Below are 15839 nucleotides of genomic sequence, written 5' to 3' on the forward strand. Positions count from 1 at the left end.
GCTGCGGCCGTCGCTCTAAAGAGAGAGCAGTGCTCTTGACAGGAGAACACCTGTCACGAGAGCATTGCTCTCACAACAGAGCAACGCCCTCAGCCAGGAGTCACCCATGACCTCCCCCCGCCTCACCTCCGCCGCCTTCGCCCTCGGCGGCGTCCTGCTGTTCGTCTACCCGGTGGTACGGCCGTCCGGCGACGACGCCGCCGCCATGGCCTCGACCGCCTGGGTCACCGGCCATCTGGCCGCGATGCTCGGGTTCGTCCTGCTCGGACTGGGCACGCTCGGCCTGCACCGGGTGCTCGGCGACCGCCTGTCGCTGCGCGCGGCCGCGGTGACCTGGGCCGGCGCCGGCCTGACCCTCCCCTACTACGGGGCCGAGGACTTCGGCCTGCACGTCATCGCGCAACGTTCGCTGCGCGACGGCGCGCCCGCGCTGATGGAGCTGGCCGAGCAGTTCCGCTTCGCCCCGGCGGCGGTCACCATGTTCGCCGCCGGGCTGGCGCTGCTGGGCGCCGGCACGGTGATGGCGGCCGTGGCCGTGTGGCGTTCGGGGATCCTGCCCAAGGGGGCCGGGACGGCGCTCGCGCTGGGTCTGGCGCTGTTCATCCCGCAGTTCTTCGGCCCGTACCCGGTGCGGATCGCGCACGGGGCGCTCGTCATGATCGGCGGGTTGTGGCTGGCGGCGAGCCTGCTCAGAGCCCCGCGGACGACCGCCGCGGCCTGAGGAAGCGGCACCGCTGGGAGCGGACTCGAATAACCGAGGCCCCAAGCGCGATTGGATCACCCCGCGGGTGGGAATCCCATCACGGTACCAAGCGTTAGACACCGTGGGAGACAGACCCCCCACGTATGGGGGCCCTGTAGGAGGCATTTAGACATGGGCGAGCGCGCGCTTCGTGGCACCCGGCTCGGGGCAACCAGCTACGAGAACGACCGTAACACGGATCTGGCCCCACGCCAGGAGGTGTCCTACACCTGTCCTAAGGGCCATCGCTTCGAGGTTCCGCTTGCCGCCGAGGCCGAGATCCCCGCTACCTGGGAGTGCCGCATGTGCGGCGCGACCGCGGTGCGGGTCGACGGTGAGCAGCCGGAGTCGAAGAAGACCAAGCCCCCACGGACTCATTGGGACATGCTGCTGGAGCGGCGGTCCATCGAGGATTTGGAAGAGGTGCTCAACGAGAGGCTCGCGGTCCTGCGTGCCCAGCGGCGCAAGAGCGCCTGACCCCTTCTCACGGTGAAAACCCCCGGGCGACGCCCGGGGGTTTTGCTGTGCCCGCTACCAGCGGTTGCGCGCCTCCTCGGCCCAGCCGGTGAGGCCGTCGAGGTCCACCCACGCGCCGTCGTCGTCCTGGACGCGGCCGGAGAAGTGGCCGAAGCACTGGTGGGTCTCGTTGGCCACCACGCCGAGCTGGGTGCGGGCCACCTTCTCGTGGAACGGCCGGAACTCCACCTCGACCCGCGGGCCGCTGATCCGCCAGGGGCGCAGCCAGTCGCCGCGGTCGTAGGTCCACTCCAGCTCGTCGCCGATCTTGTGCAGCCGGCCGCCGGTGAACAGGGCGTTCTCGGTGACGCCGGTGCCGTCGGTCCACTTGCCGCCGAGCTGGACGGACCTGCCGGGCCCGCTGCCGGCCGCCCAGTTCCAGGTCACCGCGTACGGCCACTTGCCCCGGCCGTGGTCGAGCACGGCGAAGGAGTCGGCGGGGTCGATCGCGAACTCGTCCTGGCCGAGGCGCAGCCGTCCGCGGGCCGGGCGGCCGACGTCCTTGACCGTGTACTGGAACCGGTTCGGCCCCCAGGGGACCACGACGCCGAGCGACTCGTGGCCCTGCGGCAGCGGCACCTCCAGATCGATCCGCACGCCGGGGGCGGTGGCGCGGATGACGGTGGCGGCCGGGTCCTGCCGGATGTCGATCGCCAGCCCGCCGCCGCGCACGGACACCGTGCCGGCGCCGCTGCGGTCGGGGAAGACGGCGCCGCGGGCCAGCGGCACGACGACGTCCTTGGCGAACTCCGCGCCGCCGGCCCGGTCGAGCACGTAGACGCCGTGCACCCCGGCGTAGTCCAGCGAGGAGGCCACCAGGCCGATGATGTGGGAGGGGGTGACGACGCCCCAGTACTCCCAGCGCTTGCGCCGTCCCCAGCCGCGCAGGTTGGCCCGGTGCAGCGGCGTGCGGGTCCAGCCGACCGCGGCGGGGTTCAGCCGCCCGCCGGGCAGGCACAGGTCGGCGGGGGCGGTGAGCTCCCGTTCATGGGTGGTCATGGAAGGCGAGCCTCCTCGTGACGGAGCGGATGAGGTCGGCGGGCAGCTTCAGCTCGGCCCGGTCGTAGGTGAGCAGGCCGTTCAGCTCGTCCTCGACGTCGGAGAGCTGGGTGTAGACGGTGGCGCTCAGGCCCTGGCGGATGGCCGGGACGATCTGCTCCTCGTGCAGCCGGACGAACGCCGCGCCCAGCTCTTCGGCGGTGCGGTAACGCCGGTAGCCGAACTCCTTCTCGCCCCAGGTGCGGCCCTCGACGGCCAGGCTGTAGCCACCGTACTCCGTCAGGGCCAGGACGCGGCCGTCCGGGCGGGGCGGGCGGAAGCGGCGGAAGTAGACGTGCAGGCTGAGCAGGTCGCCCGCGCGCTGGTCGTGCCAGCCGCTGGCGTGGTCGATCGTGCGGGTGGGGTCGAGCCGGGCCAGCTCGGCGGCGATCCGCGCGGCGTCGAACTGGCCCCACCCCTCGTTGAACGGCACCCAGACCGCCAGGCCGACCACGTTGCGCAGGTGCTCGACGGTCTCGCGCAGCTCGGCCTCGAACGCGGCCCGCCCGGCGGCGTCGGCCCGTCCGAAGCGGTGGTGGCGGCGGTCGTCCAGGCGCAGCGGCAGCAGCGCGGGGGTGGTGACGACCAGCGGCCGGTAGCTCTCGCCGCCGTTGACCAGGTCCTGCCAGACGAGCATGCCGAGCCGGTCGCAGTGGTGGTACCAGCGCAGCGGCTCGATCTTGATGTGCTTGCGCAGCATGGTGAAGCCGAGCTGCTTCATCATGACGATGTCGTCGACCATGGCCTCGTCGGAGGGCGGCGTGTAGAGGCCGTCGGGCCAGTAGCCCTGGTCGAGGATCCCGGCGTGGAAGTACGGCCGGCCGTTCAGCAGCAGCCGGGGCACGCCGCCGGCGTCGGGGCCGACGGAGAAGGAGCGCATGCCGACGTAGCCGCGGACGCGGTCCTGGCCGAGCGAGACGCTCACGTCGTACAGGAAGGGGTCCTCGGGGCTCCACGGGCGCGCGCCGGGCAGCGGGAGGCGCACCGGCTGGCCGGCGGGGACGGTGGCGCGGGCCGCCACCTGGCCGTCGGCGAGGATCTCGACCTCGGCCTGGCCGCCCGCGGCGTGCACGGTCACCTCGACGCACTCCTCGGCGAGCACGGGCGTCAGCGTGAGCCGTTCCACGTGCGGCTCCGGCACGCGCTCGGCCCAGACGGTCTGCCAGATGCCCGACTGGGCGGTGTACCAGATGCCGCCGCGGCGCAGCCGCTGCTTGCCGCGCGACTGCCAGCCGGTGTCGCTGTCGTCCCGGACGGCCACGTCGAGGGTGTTGGCGCCCTCGGTCAGCGCGTCGGTGACGTCGAAGGAGAACGGCAGGTAGCCGCCGCTGTGGCCGCCCACCTCGACGTCGTTGACCCACACCCGGCAGGTCTGGTCCACGGCGCCGAAGTGCAGCAGCACCCGACCGCCGGCGGGCCCGGCGGGCGGTTCGAACGTGCGGCGGTACCACAGGGTCTCCCCCGGCAGGAGCTGGCGGCCGACGCCGGACAGCGGCGCCTCCGGCGAGTACGGCACGAGGATGTCGCCGTCGTAGGCCCCGGGCCGCGCGCCGTCGTTGATCGCGTATCGCCAGCGGCCGTTGAGGTTGACGTAGCTGTCGCGGACGAGCTGGGGGCGGGGGTACTCCGGCAGCGGGATCGGGTCGCCGGTCACGAGAGCCACACCGCCGTGTCGGCGGGCAGGACGCCGCCGTCCAGGGGGCCGCTGGCCAGCAGGACGTCGTGGTGCGGGGGCAGCGGCACCGCGTCCGGGCCGAAGTTGACCATGAGCGTGAAGCCGGGCTCGCGGCGCAGGGCCAGCACGCCGGGCGGCGCGTCGAGCCAGGTCAGGTCGCCGTCGCCGAGCGCGGGATGCTCGCGGCGCAGGGCGATGGCGGCGCGGTGGAGGTTGAGGGTGGAGCCGGGGTCGTCCCGCTGGGCGGCGACGGTGAGGTGGGCCCAGTCGGCCGGCTGGGGCAGCCACGTGCCGCCCGGACCGAACCCGTACGGCGCGGACGTGCCCGACCAGGGCAGCGGCACGCGGCAGCCGTCCCTGCCGATGAAGGCGCGGCCGGTGCGCTCGAACATCGGGTCCTGCCGCGCCTCATCCGGCATGTCCAGATATTCAGGCAGGCCCAGCTCGTCGCCCTGGTAGAGGTAGGCGGCGCCGGGCAGGGCGAGCAGCAGCAGCGTCGCGGCGCGGGCGCGCCTGAGCCCGAGCTCGCGGTCGACGGAGACCTTCCCGAGCAGCACGTCGGCGGTGGGGGCGCGGACGAGGTCCTGGTCGATGCCGAACCTGGTCGCCATCCGCGGCACGTCGTGGTTGCCCAGCACCCAGGGGATCGACCCGCCCGTCTCGCGGGCCAGCCGGTGCGACTCCTCGATCACCGCGCGGAACTCCCCGGCCGCCCACGGCAGGGGCATCAGGCGGAAGTTGAACAGCTGGGCCAGGCCGTCGCCGGTGAGGTAGGGCCGGGCCTGGGCGGGGTCGGCGAACCAGATCTCGGCCACCGTGCCACGCGGCCCGGGGTAGGCGGCCAGGATCTTGCGCCAGGACCGGTACAGCTCCAGCAGTTCGGGCTGGTGCTCGTACGGCACCGCCGACTGTCCGGGCGCCAGCGGCGCGCCCTGGCTGCCGGGGACGACGTCGGGCAGACCGTCCTCCTTGAACAGCATGGCGGCCACGTCGATGCGGAACCCGGACACGCCGCGGTCCAGCCAGAACCGCAGCACGTCCTCGAACATGGCGGTGACGCCGGGGTGCCGCCAGTTCCAGTCGGGCTGGGCGGAGTCGAACAGGTGCAGGTACCACTGGCCGTCGGGGGTCCGGGTCCAGGCGGGGCCGCCGAACATGGACTGCCAGTTGTTGGGCTCGTCGCGGAAGACGAACCAGTCGCGCTCGGGGCTGCCGGGGCCGGCCGCCAGCGCCTGCCGGAAGCGCGGGTGGGCGGCGGAGCAGTGGTTGGGCACGATGTCGACGATGACCTTGATGTCCCGGGCGGTGGCCGCGGCGACGTAGGCGTCGAAGTCGGCCAGCGTGCCGTAGCGGGGGTCCACGTCGGTGTAGTCGGCGACGTCGTAGCCGCCGTCGGCCAGCGGCGAGGGGTAGAACGGGCTCAGCCAGACGGCGTCCACGCCCAGGTCGGCCAGGTGGTCCAGGCGGGCCAGCGCGCCGGGCAGGTCGCCCTGGCCGTCGCCGTCGGCGTCGGCGAAGCTGCGGGGGTAGATCTGGTAGACGACGGCCTCGCGCCACCAGGCGTCGCCGTCGAAGACTGCGGATCGGTCGGGCACTGCGTTATCGGACACTGCGGATTCTCCAGATGAGGCAGGCGCCGAGCGCGGCGAAGGCCGCCGCGACGGCGTACATGAGCGGGTAACCGCCCGCGGAGGTGACCAGGGGCGCGGCGATGACCGGCCCGAACGTGCTGGAGGCGGAGTTGGCCAGGCTGACGATCCCCAGGTCCTTGCCGCGGTCGGCGTCGGCGGGCAGGAGCTGGGTGACCATGGCCTGGTCCACGGCGGCGAACATGCCGTAGCCCGCGCCGAGCAGGACGCTGGCGGCGATGGCGGCGGGCCAGCTGGTCAGGAAGGTCAGCACGAGCCCGGAGGCGGCCATCGTGAGCCCGCCGACGAAGACGGCCGTCCGGCGGTTGCCGAACCGGTCCGACAACCAGCCCGCGACCAGGGTGGGCGCGACGCTGCTCAGCGTGAAGACCGCGACCAGCACCACGACGCCCTGCTCGACGGTGGAGCCGGGGAAGAGCGCCTCGTAGCCGACGCCGTCGCGCAGGTAGTACTGCAGGTAGCCGATCGCCATGGCGAGGGTGAGGGTGATCAGGAAGCGGCTCAGCCAGGCCCAGGCGAAGTCGGGGTGCTTGCGCGGGCTCACCTTGAAGCTGCGCAGCAGCGCGCGCAGCCCGAACGGCGGCAGGTCGACCGGCGCGCTCGCGGGCTCCTTGGTGAACAGGCTGAACGGCAACACCAGCAGCAGCACCAGGACGGCCATCGCGACGAACCCGGCCTGCGAGCCGGTCGCCACGACGGTGACCACGACGCCGCCCAGCAGCGGCCCGGCGAGCTGGCCCACGCCCGCCAGCGCCGACGCCTTGCCCCGCTGGCTGATCGGCACCTGGTCGGGCACGGTGGCGATGGCGGTGGCCAGGGCGGCGGTGAAGGCGAGCTGGGCGACCGCCCAGCCGACGACCAGCCCGGCCAGGGAGTCCTGGCGGGACAGGAAGACCAGGGACGCGGCGCAGACCAGCGCGCCGCCGGCGACCCAGGGGCGGCGCCGGCCCATCCGGGCGCGGGTGCGGTCGGACAGGGCGCCGAACAGCGGGTTGGCCACGATCGTGCAGACGGCGGCCACGGCGAAGACCACCGCCAGCGACGCCTCCTTGTGCTGCGGATCGATGCGCGCCACGTGGGAGGGGAGCAGGATCTGGTTTCCGACGGTCATCGCCATGATGACCCCCATCTGGGCCAGCGCCAGCAGGGACATCCAGCCCGCGGACACCCGTCTGTCAGGCGCTAGGCGCGTTTCGGCCATGCAGGTCCTCCCTGGGGGGAACGTGAGAGGATGTCACGTTAGAACATGACAGGTCGTTATGTTAAGACTTGTTCGTGGAGAACCCCGGCATCCGGCGCCGACCGGTCCAAAGGCGCAGCATCGACAGGGTCGAACGCATCCTCGACGCCTGCGCCCGCCTGCTGGACGAGGTCGGCCTGGACGCCCTCACGATCTCCGACGTCGCCAGGAGCGCCGGCGTGCCCTCCGGCACGATCTACCAGTTCTTCGACGGCAAACCGGGCATGCTGCGCGAGCTGGCGCTGCGCAACCTGGAGGTCCTGCTGGCCCGGCTGCGGGCCAGGGTCGCCGAGGAGCCGCCGCTGACCTGGCCGCGGGCGGCCGAGCTGGTGCTGGCCGAGACGGTGGAGATGCGCAGGAGCGTGCCGGGCTTCACCGTGGTCGACTTCGCCGACACCCGGCCGGGCGGCCCGTCGTTCCTGCCCGCCGGGCGGGTGCGGGAGAGCGGGGACGTGCTGGCCGAGCGGCTCTACCACTTCGCGCTGGAGGAGGCGGGGCTGCCGGCGCTGCCGGATCCGTACCGGGTGATGCGGCTGGCGATCCAGTCCACGGCGGCGGTGCTGTACCTGACGTTCTCCGCCACGCCGCAGGGCGATCCGGCCATGATCGAGCAAGGACGCAGGCTGCTGCGGGCCTACTTCGTGGACGTGGCCTCAGAAACATTCCGGTAACAAGGATTGACCGTTCAAAACCGGACGAACTACCGTCTTCCACATTCTATAGAAAGCAGAATGCAGGAGGCGGTGCATGGACGCGACGGCACGCGCGGCGATCGTCACCGACGTCGCGGGAGCGGTGGAGGTGCGCGAGTACGGCCTGCCGCAGCCCGGTCCGGGAGAGTTCGTCCTGGAGGTCGAGCTGTGCGGCATGTGCGGCACGGACGCCCACATCTACCGTGGCCGGCTGGCCAGCGTGCGCTTCCCCGCGCTGCTCGGGCACGAGATCGTCGGCCGGCTGGCCGCGCTCGGCGACGGCGTCGCGGCCGACCACGCGGGGCGGCCGGTGGCCGTCGGCGACCGGGTCGGCGTCTTCCCGTCGCTGAGCTGCGGCCGGTGCTTCGAGTGCCAGGTGCGGCGCAGGCCGGGAAGCTGCCCGGACCGGCGGCCGTCCTACGGGTTCGCCTCCCCCGCCGACCGGCCGCCGTACCTGACCGGAGGCTTCGCCACCCACCTGTACGCCTCGAACGCGGGAACGGTGTTCTACCGGACCGATCTGCCCGCCGAGGTCGCCGTGCTGCAGGAGCCGCTGTCGGTGGCCCTGCACGGCGTGGAACGTTCCGCGATCCGGATCGGCTCCACCGTCGTGGTCCAGGGGGTGGGCGCGATCGGCCTGATGGCCGTGGTCGCCGCCCGCGCCGCCGGGGCGGCCAGGGTGGTCGCCGTCGGCGCGCCGGGCGCCCGGCTGGAACTGGCCGCGCTGCTCGGCGCGGACACCGTCGTCGGTCTCGGCGAGGGCCCGGACGGGCGTCGCCGGGCGGTGTTCGACGCTCTGGGACGCCCGGGCGCCGACGCCGTCATCGGCACCGCCGGCTCGCCCGAGGCGTTCACCGAGGCGCTCGGCCTGGTCGCCGACGGCGGCGTGCTGGCCGAGCTGGGCAACTTCACCGACCGCGGCGCCGTCCCGTTCAATCCCCACAGCGACCTGCTGAAGCGGGACCTCACGATCGCCGGCGTCTACGGCGCCGGCCCCGACATGCAGCGCCGCTACCACCAGGCGCTGACGATCCTGGAACGCGGCGGCAGCCCCTTCGAGCGCGTGGTCAGCCACCGCGTGCCGCTCGGCCGGGTCCGCGCGGCCCTTGAGGCCCTGGGCTCGGGCCACCCGCTGGACGGCCGGGACGTCGTCAAGCTCGCCGTCGCCCCCTCCGCCTGAAATCCCCCATTCCCCTCCGGGAGGACACCAGTGTTGACCAACACCCGGCTCGTCACGGCCGCGGCCGTGCTCGCGCTCAGCGTCGCCGCCTGCGGCTCGCCGTCGCAGGAGGTCGCGGCCGACGGCGGCGGCCTCGGCACGGCGCAGGCCCCGGTGTCGATCCGCGTGATCGCCAACGACGCGTTCGCCAAGCAGTGGCAGGACAAGCTCGTGCCGGAGTTCGCCAAGAAGCATCCCGGCATCAAGGTCACCGTGGACGGCATCCCCTACAACGACCAGCTCCCCAAGACGATGCTGGAGCTGACCGGCACCACCGCCACCTACGACGTGGTGCTCGCCGACGACCCCTGGCTGCCGCAGCTCGCCAAGACCGGCGCCCTGTACGACCTCAAGGGCCCCGAGCTGGCCAAGTGGAACGACCCCGGCTACGACTGGGCCGACTTCAACCCCTCGCCGCTGGCCGCCGGGGAGTGGGAGGGCAAGCAGTACGCCGTGCCGGTGCGCTCCAACCTGCTGCTGATGTTCTACAACAAGTCGCTGTACAAGAAGGCCGGCGTGGCCGAGCCGACCGCCGAGACCACCTGGGAGCAGTACTTCAAGGACGCCCCCAAGCTCGTCCAGGACACCGACGGCGACGGCAGGACCGACTCCTGGGCCGTGGGCACGTACTTCACCAAGGACCCGCTCACCCCCACCGTGTGGCAGACCGTGCTCAACTCCGACGGCGGCAAGATCCTGGACGGCACGAAGGTCGCCTTCGGCGGCCCGGCGGGCGTCAAGGCCCTGCAGACGCAGGTCGACCTGCTCAAGTACGCGCCGCCCGGGGCGAGCACGTACCAGTTCAACGAGCCGCTGGAGGCCTTCCGGCAGGGCAAGACGGCCACCATGTTCATGTGGGGCAGCGTCTACAAGGGCACCGCCGTGGACAAGGAGACCACCACCCTGACCCCCGAGCAGGTGGGCCTCACCACCCTGCCCGCCGGATCGACCTCGCCGGGCGCCCACCGCGGCATCTGGACGGCGGGCGTCTCCAAGAAGTCCACGCACCCGGCCGCCGCCTGGACCTGGCTGCAGTGGGTGACCTCCAAGGAGGGCGAGCAGTTCACCGGAAAGGCGTTCGGCACCTTCCCCGCCCGCAACTCCAGCCTCGACGGCACGCCGCCGGCCGAGTGGGCCGGCCCGGTCTACAAGGCGCTCAAGGACGGCTACGAGGTCGTCTCCAAGGGTGAGATGTGGCGGCCCAGGCTGCCCGAGTCCGACGCCGTGCAGCAGATCCTGGCGTTGCAGACCAGCCGGGCCATGTCCGGGCAGGCCACCGCGCAGCAGGCGATCGACCAGGCCGCCAAGGAGATCGGCGACCTGCTGACGTCCAAGGGCTACAACCAGTGAGGCGTGCCCGACTGGGAGAGCCGGGCACGGCCTGGCTCTTCCTGGCCCCCGCCCTGCTGCTGCTGGCGGGCATGCTGCTCTACCCGATCCTCTACACGGCCTGGGTCAGCGTGTCCGACTTCGACCTGGCCTCCTTCCAGCCGTCCGGCTGGGTCGGCTGGCAGCACTACGAGGCCGTGCTGCGTGATCCGGGCTTCCTGGACTCGCTCCGGGTCACCGGCGTCTACCTGGTGATCGCGCTGCCGTTGCAGATGGTGCTCGGGTTCGCCATCGCGTTCCTGCTCAACGTCGCCTGGCGGGGGCGGGGCGTGCTGCGCGCCCTGTTCCTCATCCCGATGGTGGTGGCCCCGGTGGTCGCCGGCGGCGTGTGGCGGATGCTGCTCGACCCGCTGTGGGGCGTGGTCAACTACGCCCTCGGCCTGGTCGGCGTCGGGCCCGTCGAGTGGATCGGCGACCCGGCGCTGGCCATGGTCAGCCTGATCGTCATCGACACCTGGCGCTGGACGCCGTTCGTGGTGCTCATCGCCTCGGCCGGGATCATGGCGCTGCCCGGCGACGTGTACGAGGCCGCCCGCTCCGACGGCGCCGGCCGCTGGGCGATCCTGCGGCACATCACGCTGCCGCTGCTGGTGCCGGTGATGGCCGCCGCGTTCGTGGTGCGCTGGCTGGGCGCGGTCAAGATGTTCGACATCGCGCTGGCCGCCACCAGGGGCGGGCCGGGCAACTCGACCAACGTCATCAACCTCTACATCTACGAGAAGGGGTTCCGGAGCCTGGAGTTCGGCTCGGCCTCCTCGATGGCGACGATCGTCCTGGTCCTGACGATGCTGATCACCTTTGTCCTGTTCCGCGTGACCCGGCGTCTGGAGAACCGATGGTGAGACGGTACGCGGCCGTCACCGGGGCCGTCCTGGTGACGCTGGCCTTCCTGTTCCCCGTGCTCTACATGGTCTCGATCTCGTTCAAGCTGCCCAGGGACATCTTCACGGTGCCGCCGCGGTGGCTGAGCGAGTTCACCCTCGACAACTACGTCAGCTACTTCCGGCAGGCGCGCATCCTGCCCCGCATGGTCAACACGGTCATCGTGGCGGCCGGCGCCTCGGCCATCTCCATGGTCGCCGGCTCGATGGCCGGGTACGCGCTGTCGCGGCTGCGGATGCGCGGCGCGGGCGTGGTGGGCGGGCTGATCCTGGCCTCGCGCGCGGTGCCGCCGATCGCGCTGGTGGTGCCGCTGTTCCTGGTGGCCAGGAAGCTGGGGCTGACCGACCAGTACATCACCGTGATCCTGGCGTACGTGACCTTCCTGGTGCCGTACGTGGTGTGGCTGATGCGGGCCTTCTTCCGCGGGCTGCCCAAGGAGCTGGAGGAGGCGGCGATGATCGACGGCTGCTCGCGGTTCGGGGCGTTCTTCCGGATCATCGTGCCGACGAGCCTGACCGGCCTGGTCTCGACGTTGATCTTCTGCATCATCCTGGCCTGGGAGGAGCTGCTGTTCGCGCTGATCCTCACCAACGACCGGGCGGTCACCATCCCCGTCGCCATCGCCGGGATCGCGGCCGACACCGAGAAGGGCGGGATGTGGGGGCCGCTGGCCGCGGTCGGCGTGCTGACCGTGCTGCCCGTGGTGGTCTTCGCGCTGCTGGTGCAGAAGTACCTGATCAAGGGTCTCGCGGACGGCGCGACCAAGGGGTGAGGAGCCGATGAGGATCACAGACGTCCGCGCGCGGGTCATCGAGCTGCCCTATCCCCGGCCGTTCGTGCCGTCGTGGGCCCCGGAGGGCGCGCACCGGGCCATGTCGGCGGTCGTCGTCGAGGTCGAGACCGACGAGGGCATCGTCGGAGTGTCCGGCGGCGACATGGGCCACGGCACCGGGCCGATGCTGCTGGAGGCGATCCGCGGCTGGATCCGCCCGCAGCTCGTCGGCCTGGACGCCTTCGACACCACGCACGTCGCCAACCGGCTGCGGTACGTGGCCGAGTACGTCTTCCCCCGGCCGTGGGTGGTCGGCGTCGCCGTGTGGGACGCCGTCGGCAAGGCCTGCGGGCAGCCGCTGTACAAGCTCTGGGGCGGGCACTCGGGAGCTGTCCGCGCGTACGCGAGCTTCGGCGAGCTCCGCGACCCCCGGCAGCGGGCCGAGGACGCCCTGGCCGCCGTCGAGCGCGGTTTCCAGGGCATCAAGCTGCGCGTGCACGCGGCCACCGTGGCCGAGGACGTGCGGCAGGTCGCCGCCGTCCGGGAGGCGGTCGGCCCCGACGTGGCGATCATGGTGGACGCCAACCAGGCGGCCGCCCGCTGGCGCTACGCCCCCGACGGCACCCGCCTGATCTGGGACTTCGAGCGCGCCCTGACCACCGCCAGGGAGCTGGCCGGGCTCGGCGTGGCGTGGCTGGAGGAGCCGCTGCCCCGGCACGACTACCGCGCCCTGTGCGAGCTGACCGCGGCCTCGCCGATCCCGATCGCGGGCTGCGAGCACAACCGGGGCATCGGCCAGCTCGTGCGCATGCTGGAGGATGGTTGCTTCGACATCTTTCAGCCCGACGCGAACGAGAGCGAGGAGATCGGCGCGCTGCGCGACTTCGGCGCCATGGCCGCCGCCCGGCAGCGCAGGGTCATCCCGCACGCCTGGGCCACCGGGCTCGGGGTGGCGGGCAACCTGCAACTTTGCGCCTCGCTGCCGAACTGCGACTGGCTGGAGTACCCCTACGATCCGCCGGTGATCGTCCCGGAGGTGTTCCACGCCATGCTGACCGAACCGCTGCTGCCCGACTCCCGCGGTCTCGTCGCCGTTCCGACGGGGCCCGGAATCGGTGTAGAGCTGGACCACGCGGCGATCGAGCCGCTCACCGTCCAGCGGGTCTGAAGGGCTCCTCAACCATGGCCGAATCGCGTTCCCCCTTCCGCACCAAGGCGGATCTTGCGGCGGAGCACATCAAACATCTGATCATGAGCGGCGAGGCGCCTCCCGGCACCAAGATCACCACCAGGGTGGTGGCCGAGGCCGTCGGCATCAGTGAGACGCCCGTGCGCGAGGCGATCAAACAGCTCTGCTCCGAGGACTGGCTGGTCGAGCGCCCGCACGTCGGCGCCGTGGTCGCCGAGCTCACGGTGGCCAACGTGCGCGAGCTCTACAGCGTCCGGGCCGCGCTCACCGCGCTGGCGCTGGAGCTGGGCGGCGTGCCGCTGGAGGGCGCCCGGCTGGCCGAGGTCGACGCGGTGCTCGCCGAGTGCGAGACCGCCGTCGCCCGCGAGGACGTCGCCGCCTTCGCCCGCCTCAACCGGCGCTTCCACTCCCTGCTGTGCGACACCGAGCACAGCAAGCTCACCCACCGCATGCTGCAGAGCCTGTGGGCCCGCACGGAGACCGCCCAGCGCGGCTTCCGCCTGGTGCCCTGGCGGCTGCCCAAGTCGCACGCCGAGCACATCGCCATCAGGAACGCCCTGGTCGAGGGCGACATCCCGCTGGCGGGCAGGCTGCAGCACGCGCACGAGATGGCCGCCATGAAGGCCCTCATCGAAGGAATCCAGGAGACACATGGCTGACACCCGCAAGGCTCTCGTCGGAGCCGCATGGCAGGAGGCCGACCAGACCTTCACCGTCCGCTCCCCCGCCACCGGCGAGCCGCTGGCGCAGGTCGCCGACTGCGGCCCGGAGCTGGCCACGCAGGCGATCGACGCGGCCGCGGCGGCGCTGCCCGGCTGGCGGGCCATGCCCGCCCACGAGCGCGCCGACCTCATGCGCGCCGCCGCCCGCGAGCTGACCGCGCGGGCCGACCGGATCGCCGCGATCATGACGGCCGAGCAGGGCAAGCCGCTCGCCGAGGCGACCGGCGAGGTGCTCTCCGGCGCCGACCACCTGCTGTGGGCCGCCGAGGAGACCCGCCGCCTGTACGGCGAGACCGTGCCCGGCGCGCACGAGGGCAACCGCATCTGGCTGCTGCCCGAGCCGGTCGGCGTGGTCGCGGGCATCACGCCGTGGAACTTCCCGGTCTCGATGATCACCCGCAAGCTCGGCCCGGCGCTGGCCGCCGGGTGCACGGTCGTGCTCAAACCGGCCGAGCAGACCCCGCTGTCGGCGATCGCGGTGGCCGAGGCGTTCGTCGCGGCCGGGCTGCCGCCGGGCGTGTTCAACCTGGTCACCACGTCCCGGCCGGCCGGGTTCGGCCAGGCGGTGATGAGCGACCCGCGGGTGCGCAAGGTGTCCTTCACCGGCTCCACCGAGGTCGGCCGCGAGCTGATCAGGCAGAGCGCCCACGACGTCAAGCGACTCAGCGTCGAGCTGGGCGGGCACGCGCCCGTGCTGGTCTTCCCGGACGCCGACCCGGTCGCCGCGGCCCGCGCGGTGGCCCGCAGCAAGTTCCTCAACGCCGGGCAGGCCTGCACCTCGCCCAACCGGATCTTCGTCCACTCCTCGCTGGCCGCCGCCTTCACCGGCGAGCTGGTGCGCCAGGCGCGGGCGGCCGAGCTGGGCCCGCTCATCGACGAGGCGGCCGTGGCCAAGGTGAGCAGGCACGTCGAGGACGCCGTCGCGAAGGGCGCGGCCGTGCTGACCGGCGGGAGCCGTCCGGAGGGGGCCGGGACGTACTACCCGGCGACCGTGCTGGGCGGGGTGAGCGAGGACATGCTGGTCTGCCGGGAGGAGACGTTCGGGCCGGTCGCGCCGGTGCTGGAGTTCGACGACTGCGACAAGGTCGTCGAACGCGCCAACGCCACCCCGTACGGGCTGACCGCCTACGTGTGGACCAACGACCTGACCAGGACCCTGCGCGTGGCCGAGGAGCTGCAGTTCGGCATGGTCACCGTGAACGGCGGCCCGCTGGCGCCGCCGCAGGCGCCGTTCGGCGGGATCAAGAGCAGCGGCTACGGCCGCGAGGGCGGCCACCACGGGGTGGCCGACTACCTGGAGTACAAGTACCTCAGCGTGGGGCTGGGACGATGACGGAGAGCACGATGAAGACGAGCCCGCGCGCGGTCGCCGAGCGCGAGATCACCCGCCGGGTCGACCTGTGCCTGCCCGACGGCCGGCTCAACCCGGCCGCGGTCGGCTGGAGCCGCACCCCGCTGCACCGCGCCAACATCCGCGGCTGGGGCCGCACCATGCGCTGGGACTACTGGTGCGTCACCAGCCCCGGCCACGTGTTCGCCTTCAGCGCCAGCAGCCTCGACTACCTGGCCGGCGAGTCGGCGTTCTTCCTCGACCGGCGCACCGGCGAGCAGGTCTCCAGCCGGGGCCTGCTCGTCCCGGCCAGGGGCGTGTCCTTCTCCGAGCGCGGCGGCGAGGGCAGCGTGCGCATCGGCGCCGGCCCGGTCCGCATCAGCGTCGACGAGACCGCCGGCGGCACCCGGCTGCGGCTGAAGTCGGCCGAGATCGCCGCCGACGTGCTGGTGCGCCGGGTGCCGGGCCGCGAGAGCCTGTCGGTCGTGGTGCCCTGGGGCCCGCGCCGCTTCCAGTACACGGTCAAGGACGTCGGCCGGCCCGCCGAGGGCACCGTGCGCGTGGGCGGCCTGACCTACGAGTTCGACCCCGCCGACGCCCTGGCCACGCTCGACCTCGGGCGCGGGCGCTGGCCCGGCGACATCCGCTGGAACTGGGGCGGGGGCGGCGCGGGGGGCCGGGGGGCGGCCGCCCCCCCCCCCCGGGGGCGGGGCGGGGGCCCCCCCCCCCCCCCCCGGGGGGGCCGGCGGGGGCTCCACGGGCCCCCCCCCACAAAAAACCGGGA

15 protein-coding genes are annotated in these 15839 nt (G+C 72.7%); 11 read left to right on the forward strand and 4 right to left on the reverse strand.

The genetic code is table 11. The features are described 5' to 3' along the window. The first annotated feature begins 106 nt into the window (after nt 1-106). Entirely contained in the window at nt 107-721 is a 615-nt protein-coding gene (locus ACIBQ8_RS07125) for a hypothetical protein (RefSeq protein ID WP_397191428.1), read from the forward strand. Between the two features lie 153 nt (nt 722-874). Beyond that, nucleotides 875-1219: an RNA polymerase-binding protein RbpA gene (locus ACIBQ8_RS07130; RefSeq protein WP_043625492.1), complete on the forward strand. Its 345-nt coding sequence runs from the start codon at nt 875-877 to the stop codon at nt 1217-1219. 54 nt (nt 1220-1273) lie between these two features. Here ACIBQ8_RS07130 and ACIBQ8_RS07135 read toward each other — a convergent pair whose 3' ends face one another. The 4 genes from ACIBQ8_RS07135 to ACIBQ8_RS07150 are packed head-to-tail and all read right to left on the reverse strand — an operon-like array spanning nt 1274 to nt 6821. Continuing rightward, nucleotides 1274-2257, reverse strand: a complete 984-nt coding sequence (locus ACIBQ8_RS07135; RefSeq protein ID WP_397174116.1) for a DUF2804 domain-containing protein — start codon at nt 2255-2257, stop codon at nt 1274-1276. Further along, the gene (locus tag ACIBQ8_RS07140; protein ID WP_397191429.1) at nt 2244-3950 is read right to left on the reverse strand and encodes a glycoside hydrolase family 2 protein; all 1707 of its coding nucleotides are present in this window, start codon (nt 3948-3950) and stop codon (nt 2244-2246) included. The genes ACIBQ8_RS07135 and ACIBQ8_RS07140 overlap by 14 nt, the downstream gene beginning before the upstream one ends. Beyond that, complete coding sequence (locus tag ACIBQ8_RS07145) at nt 3947-5566, reverse strand: glycoside hydrolase family 13 protein (protein ID WP_397191430.1); 1620 nt, start codon at nt 5564-5566, stop codon at nt 3947-3949. Before ACIBQ8_RS07145 ends, ACIBQ8_RS07140 begins: the two co-directional genes overlap by 4 nt. A gap of 4 nt (nt 5567-5570) precedes the next feature. Beyond that, on the reverse strand, nt 5571-6821 hold the full coding sequence (locus ACIBQ8_RS07150; RefSeq protein WP_397191431.1) for an MFS transporter: 1251 nt from the start codon (nt 6819-6821) through the stop codon (nt 5571-5573). A gap of 74 nt (nt 6822-6895) precedes the next feature. On the opposite strand from ACIBQ8_RS07150, the gene ACIBQ8_RS07155 reads away from it, so the two are divergent. The 9 genes from ACIBQ8_RS07155 to ACIBQ8_RS07195 all read left to right on the forward strand — a co-directional run. Then, on the forward strand, nt 6896-7531 hold the full coding sequence (locus tag ACIBQ8_RS07155) for a TetR/AcrR family transcriptional regulator (RefSeq protein WP_352324949.1): 636 nt from the start codon (nt 6896-6898) through the stop codon (nt 7529-7531). 76 nt (nt 7532-7607) lie between these two features. Next, complete coding sequence (locus tag ACIBQ8_RS07160; RefSeq protein ID WP_397191432.1) at nt 7608-8732, forward strand: zinc-binding dehydrogenase; 1125 nt, start codon at nt 7608-7610, stop codon at nt 8730-8732. Nucleotides 8733-8762: 30 nt separating this feature from the next. Further along, complete coding sequence (locus ACIBQ8_RS07165) at nt 8763-10121, forward strand: ABC transporter substrate-binding protein (RefSeq protein WP_397191433.1); 1359 nt, start codon at nt 8763-8765, stop codon at nt 10119-10121. Then, nucleotides 10118-11002, forward strand: coding sequence for a carbohydrate ABC transporter permease (locus tag ACIBQ8_RS07170; RefSeq protein WP_397191434.1), 885 nt, complete (start codon nt 10118-10120; stop codon nt 11000-11002). The genes ACIBQ8_RS07165 and ACIBQ8_RS07170 overlap by 4 nt, the downstream gene beginning before the upstream one ends. Continuing rightward, nucleotides 10996-11814 carry a carbohydrate ABC transporter permease gene (locus ACIBQ8_RS07175; RefSeq protein ID WP_397174103.1) on the forward strand — a complete coding sequence of 273 codons (819 nt, stop codon included), beginning with the start codon at nt 10996-10998 and terminating at the stop codon, nt 11812-11814. The genes ACIBQ8_RS07170 and ACIBQ8_RS07175 overlap by 7 nt, the downstream gene beginning before the upstream one ends. A gap of 7 nt (nt 11815-11821) precedes the next feature. Then, nucleotides 11822-12982: a mandelate racemase/muconate lactonizing enzyme family protein gene (locus tag ACIBQ8_RS07180; protein ID WP_397191435.1), complete on the forward strand. Its 1161-nt coding sequence runs from the start codon at nt 11822-11824 to the stop codon at nt 12980-12982. Between the two features lie 14 nt (nt 12983-12996). Beyond that, on the forward strand, nt 12997-13662 hold the full coding sequence (locus tag ACIBQ8_RS07185) for a GntR family transcriptional regulator (protein ID WP_358286581.1): 666 nt from the start codon (nt 12997-12999) through the stop codon (nt 13660-13662). Then, nucleotides 13655-15058: an NAD-dependent succinate-semialdehyde dehydrogenase gene (locus ACIBQ8_RS07190; RefSeq protein WP_397191436.1), complete on the forward strand. Its 1404-nt coding sequence runs from the start codon at nt 13655-13657 to the stop codon at nt 15056-15058. The genes ACIBQ8_RS07185 and ACIBQ8_RS07190 overlap by 8 nt, the downstream gene beginning before the upstream one ends. An 11-nt stretch (nt 15059-15069) precedes the next feature. Continuing rightward, nucleotides 15070-15839 (forward strand): DUF2804 domain-containing protein (locus tag ACIBQ8_RS07195; RefSeq protein ID WP_397191437.1); only part of this gene is annotated, 770 nt, incomplete at its 3' end.

It is taken from the genome of Nonomuraea sp. NPDC049646 (assembly GCF_044465525.1).
Classification (GTDB): Bacteria; Actinomycetota; Actinomycetes; order Streptosporangiales; family Streptosporangiaceae; genus Nonomuraea.

Coding starts and splice junctions, on each gene's coding strand:
- ACIBQ8_RS07125 (WP_397191428.1), top strand. CDS start 107: ATGACCTCCCCCCGCCTCACCTCCGCCGCCTTCGCCCTCGGCGGCGTC.
- ACIBQ8_RS07130 (WP_043625492.1), top strand. CDS start 875: ATGGGCGAGCGCGCGCTTCGTGGCACCCGGCTCGGGGCAACCAGCTAC.
- ACIBQ8_RS07135 (WP_397174116.1), bottom strand. CDS start 2,257: ATGACCACCCATGAACGGGAGCTCACCGCCCCCGCCGACCTGTGCCTG.
- ACIBQ8_RS07150 (WP_397191431.1), bottom strand. CDS start 6,821: ATGGCCGAAACGCGCCTAGCGCCTGACAGACGGGTGTCCGCGGGCTGG.
- ACIBQ8_RS07160 (WP_397191432.1), top strand. CDS start 7,608: ATGGACGCGACGGCACGCGCGGCGATCGTCACCGACGTCGCGGGAGCG.
- ACIBQ8_RS07175 (WP_397174103.1), top strand. CDS start 10,996: ATGGTGAGACGGTACGCGGCCGTCACCGGGGCCGTCCTGGTGACGCTG.
- ACIBQ8_RS07180 (WP_397191435.1), top strand. CDS start 11,822: ATGAGGATCACAGACGTCCGCGCGCGGGTCATCGAGCTGCCCTATCCC.
- ACIBQ8_RS07185 (WP_358286581.1), top strand. CDS start 12,997: ATGGCCGAATCGCGTTCCCCCTTCCGCACCAAGGCGGATCTTGCGGCG.
- ACIBQ8_RS07190 (WP_397191436.1), top strand. CDS start 13,655: ATGGCTGACACCCGCAAGGCTCTCGTCGGAGCCGCATGGCAGGAGGCC.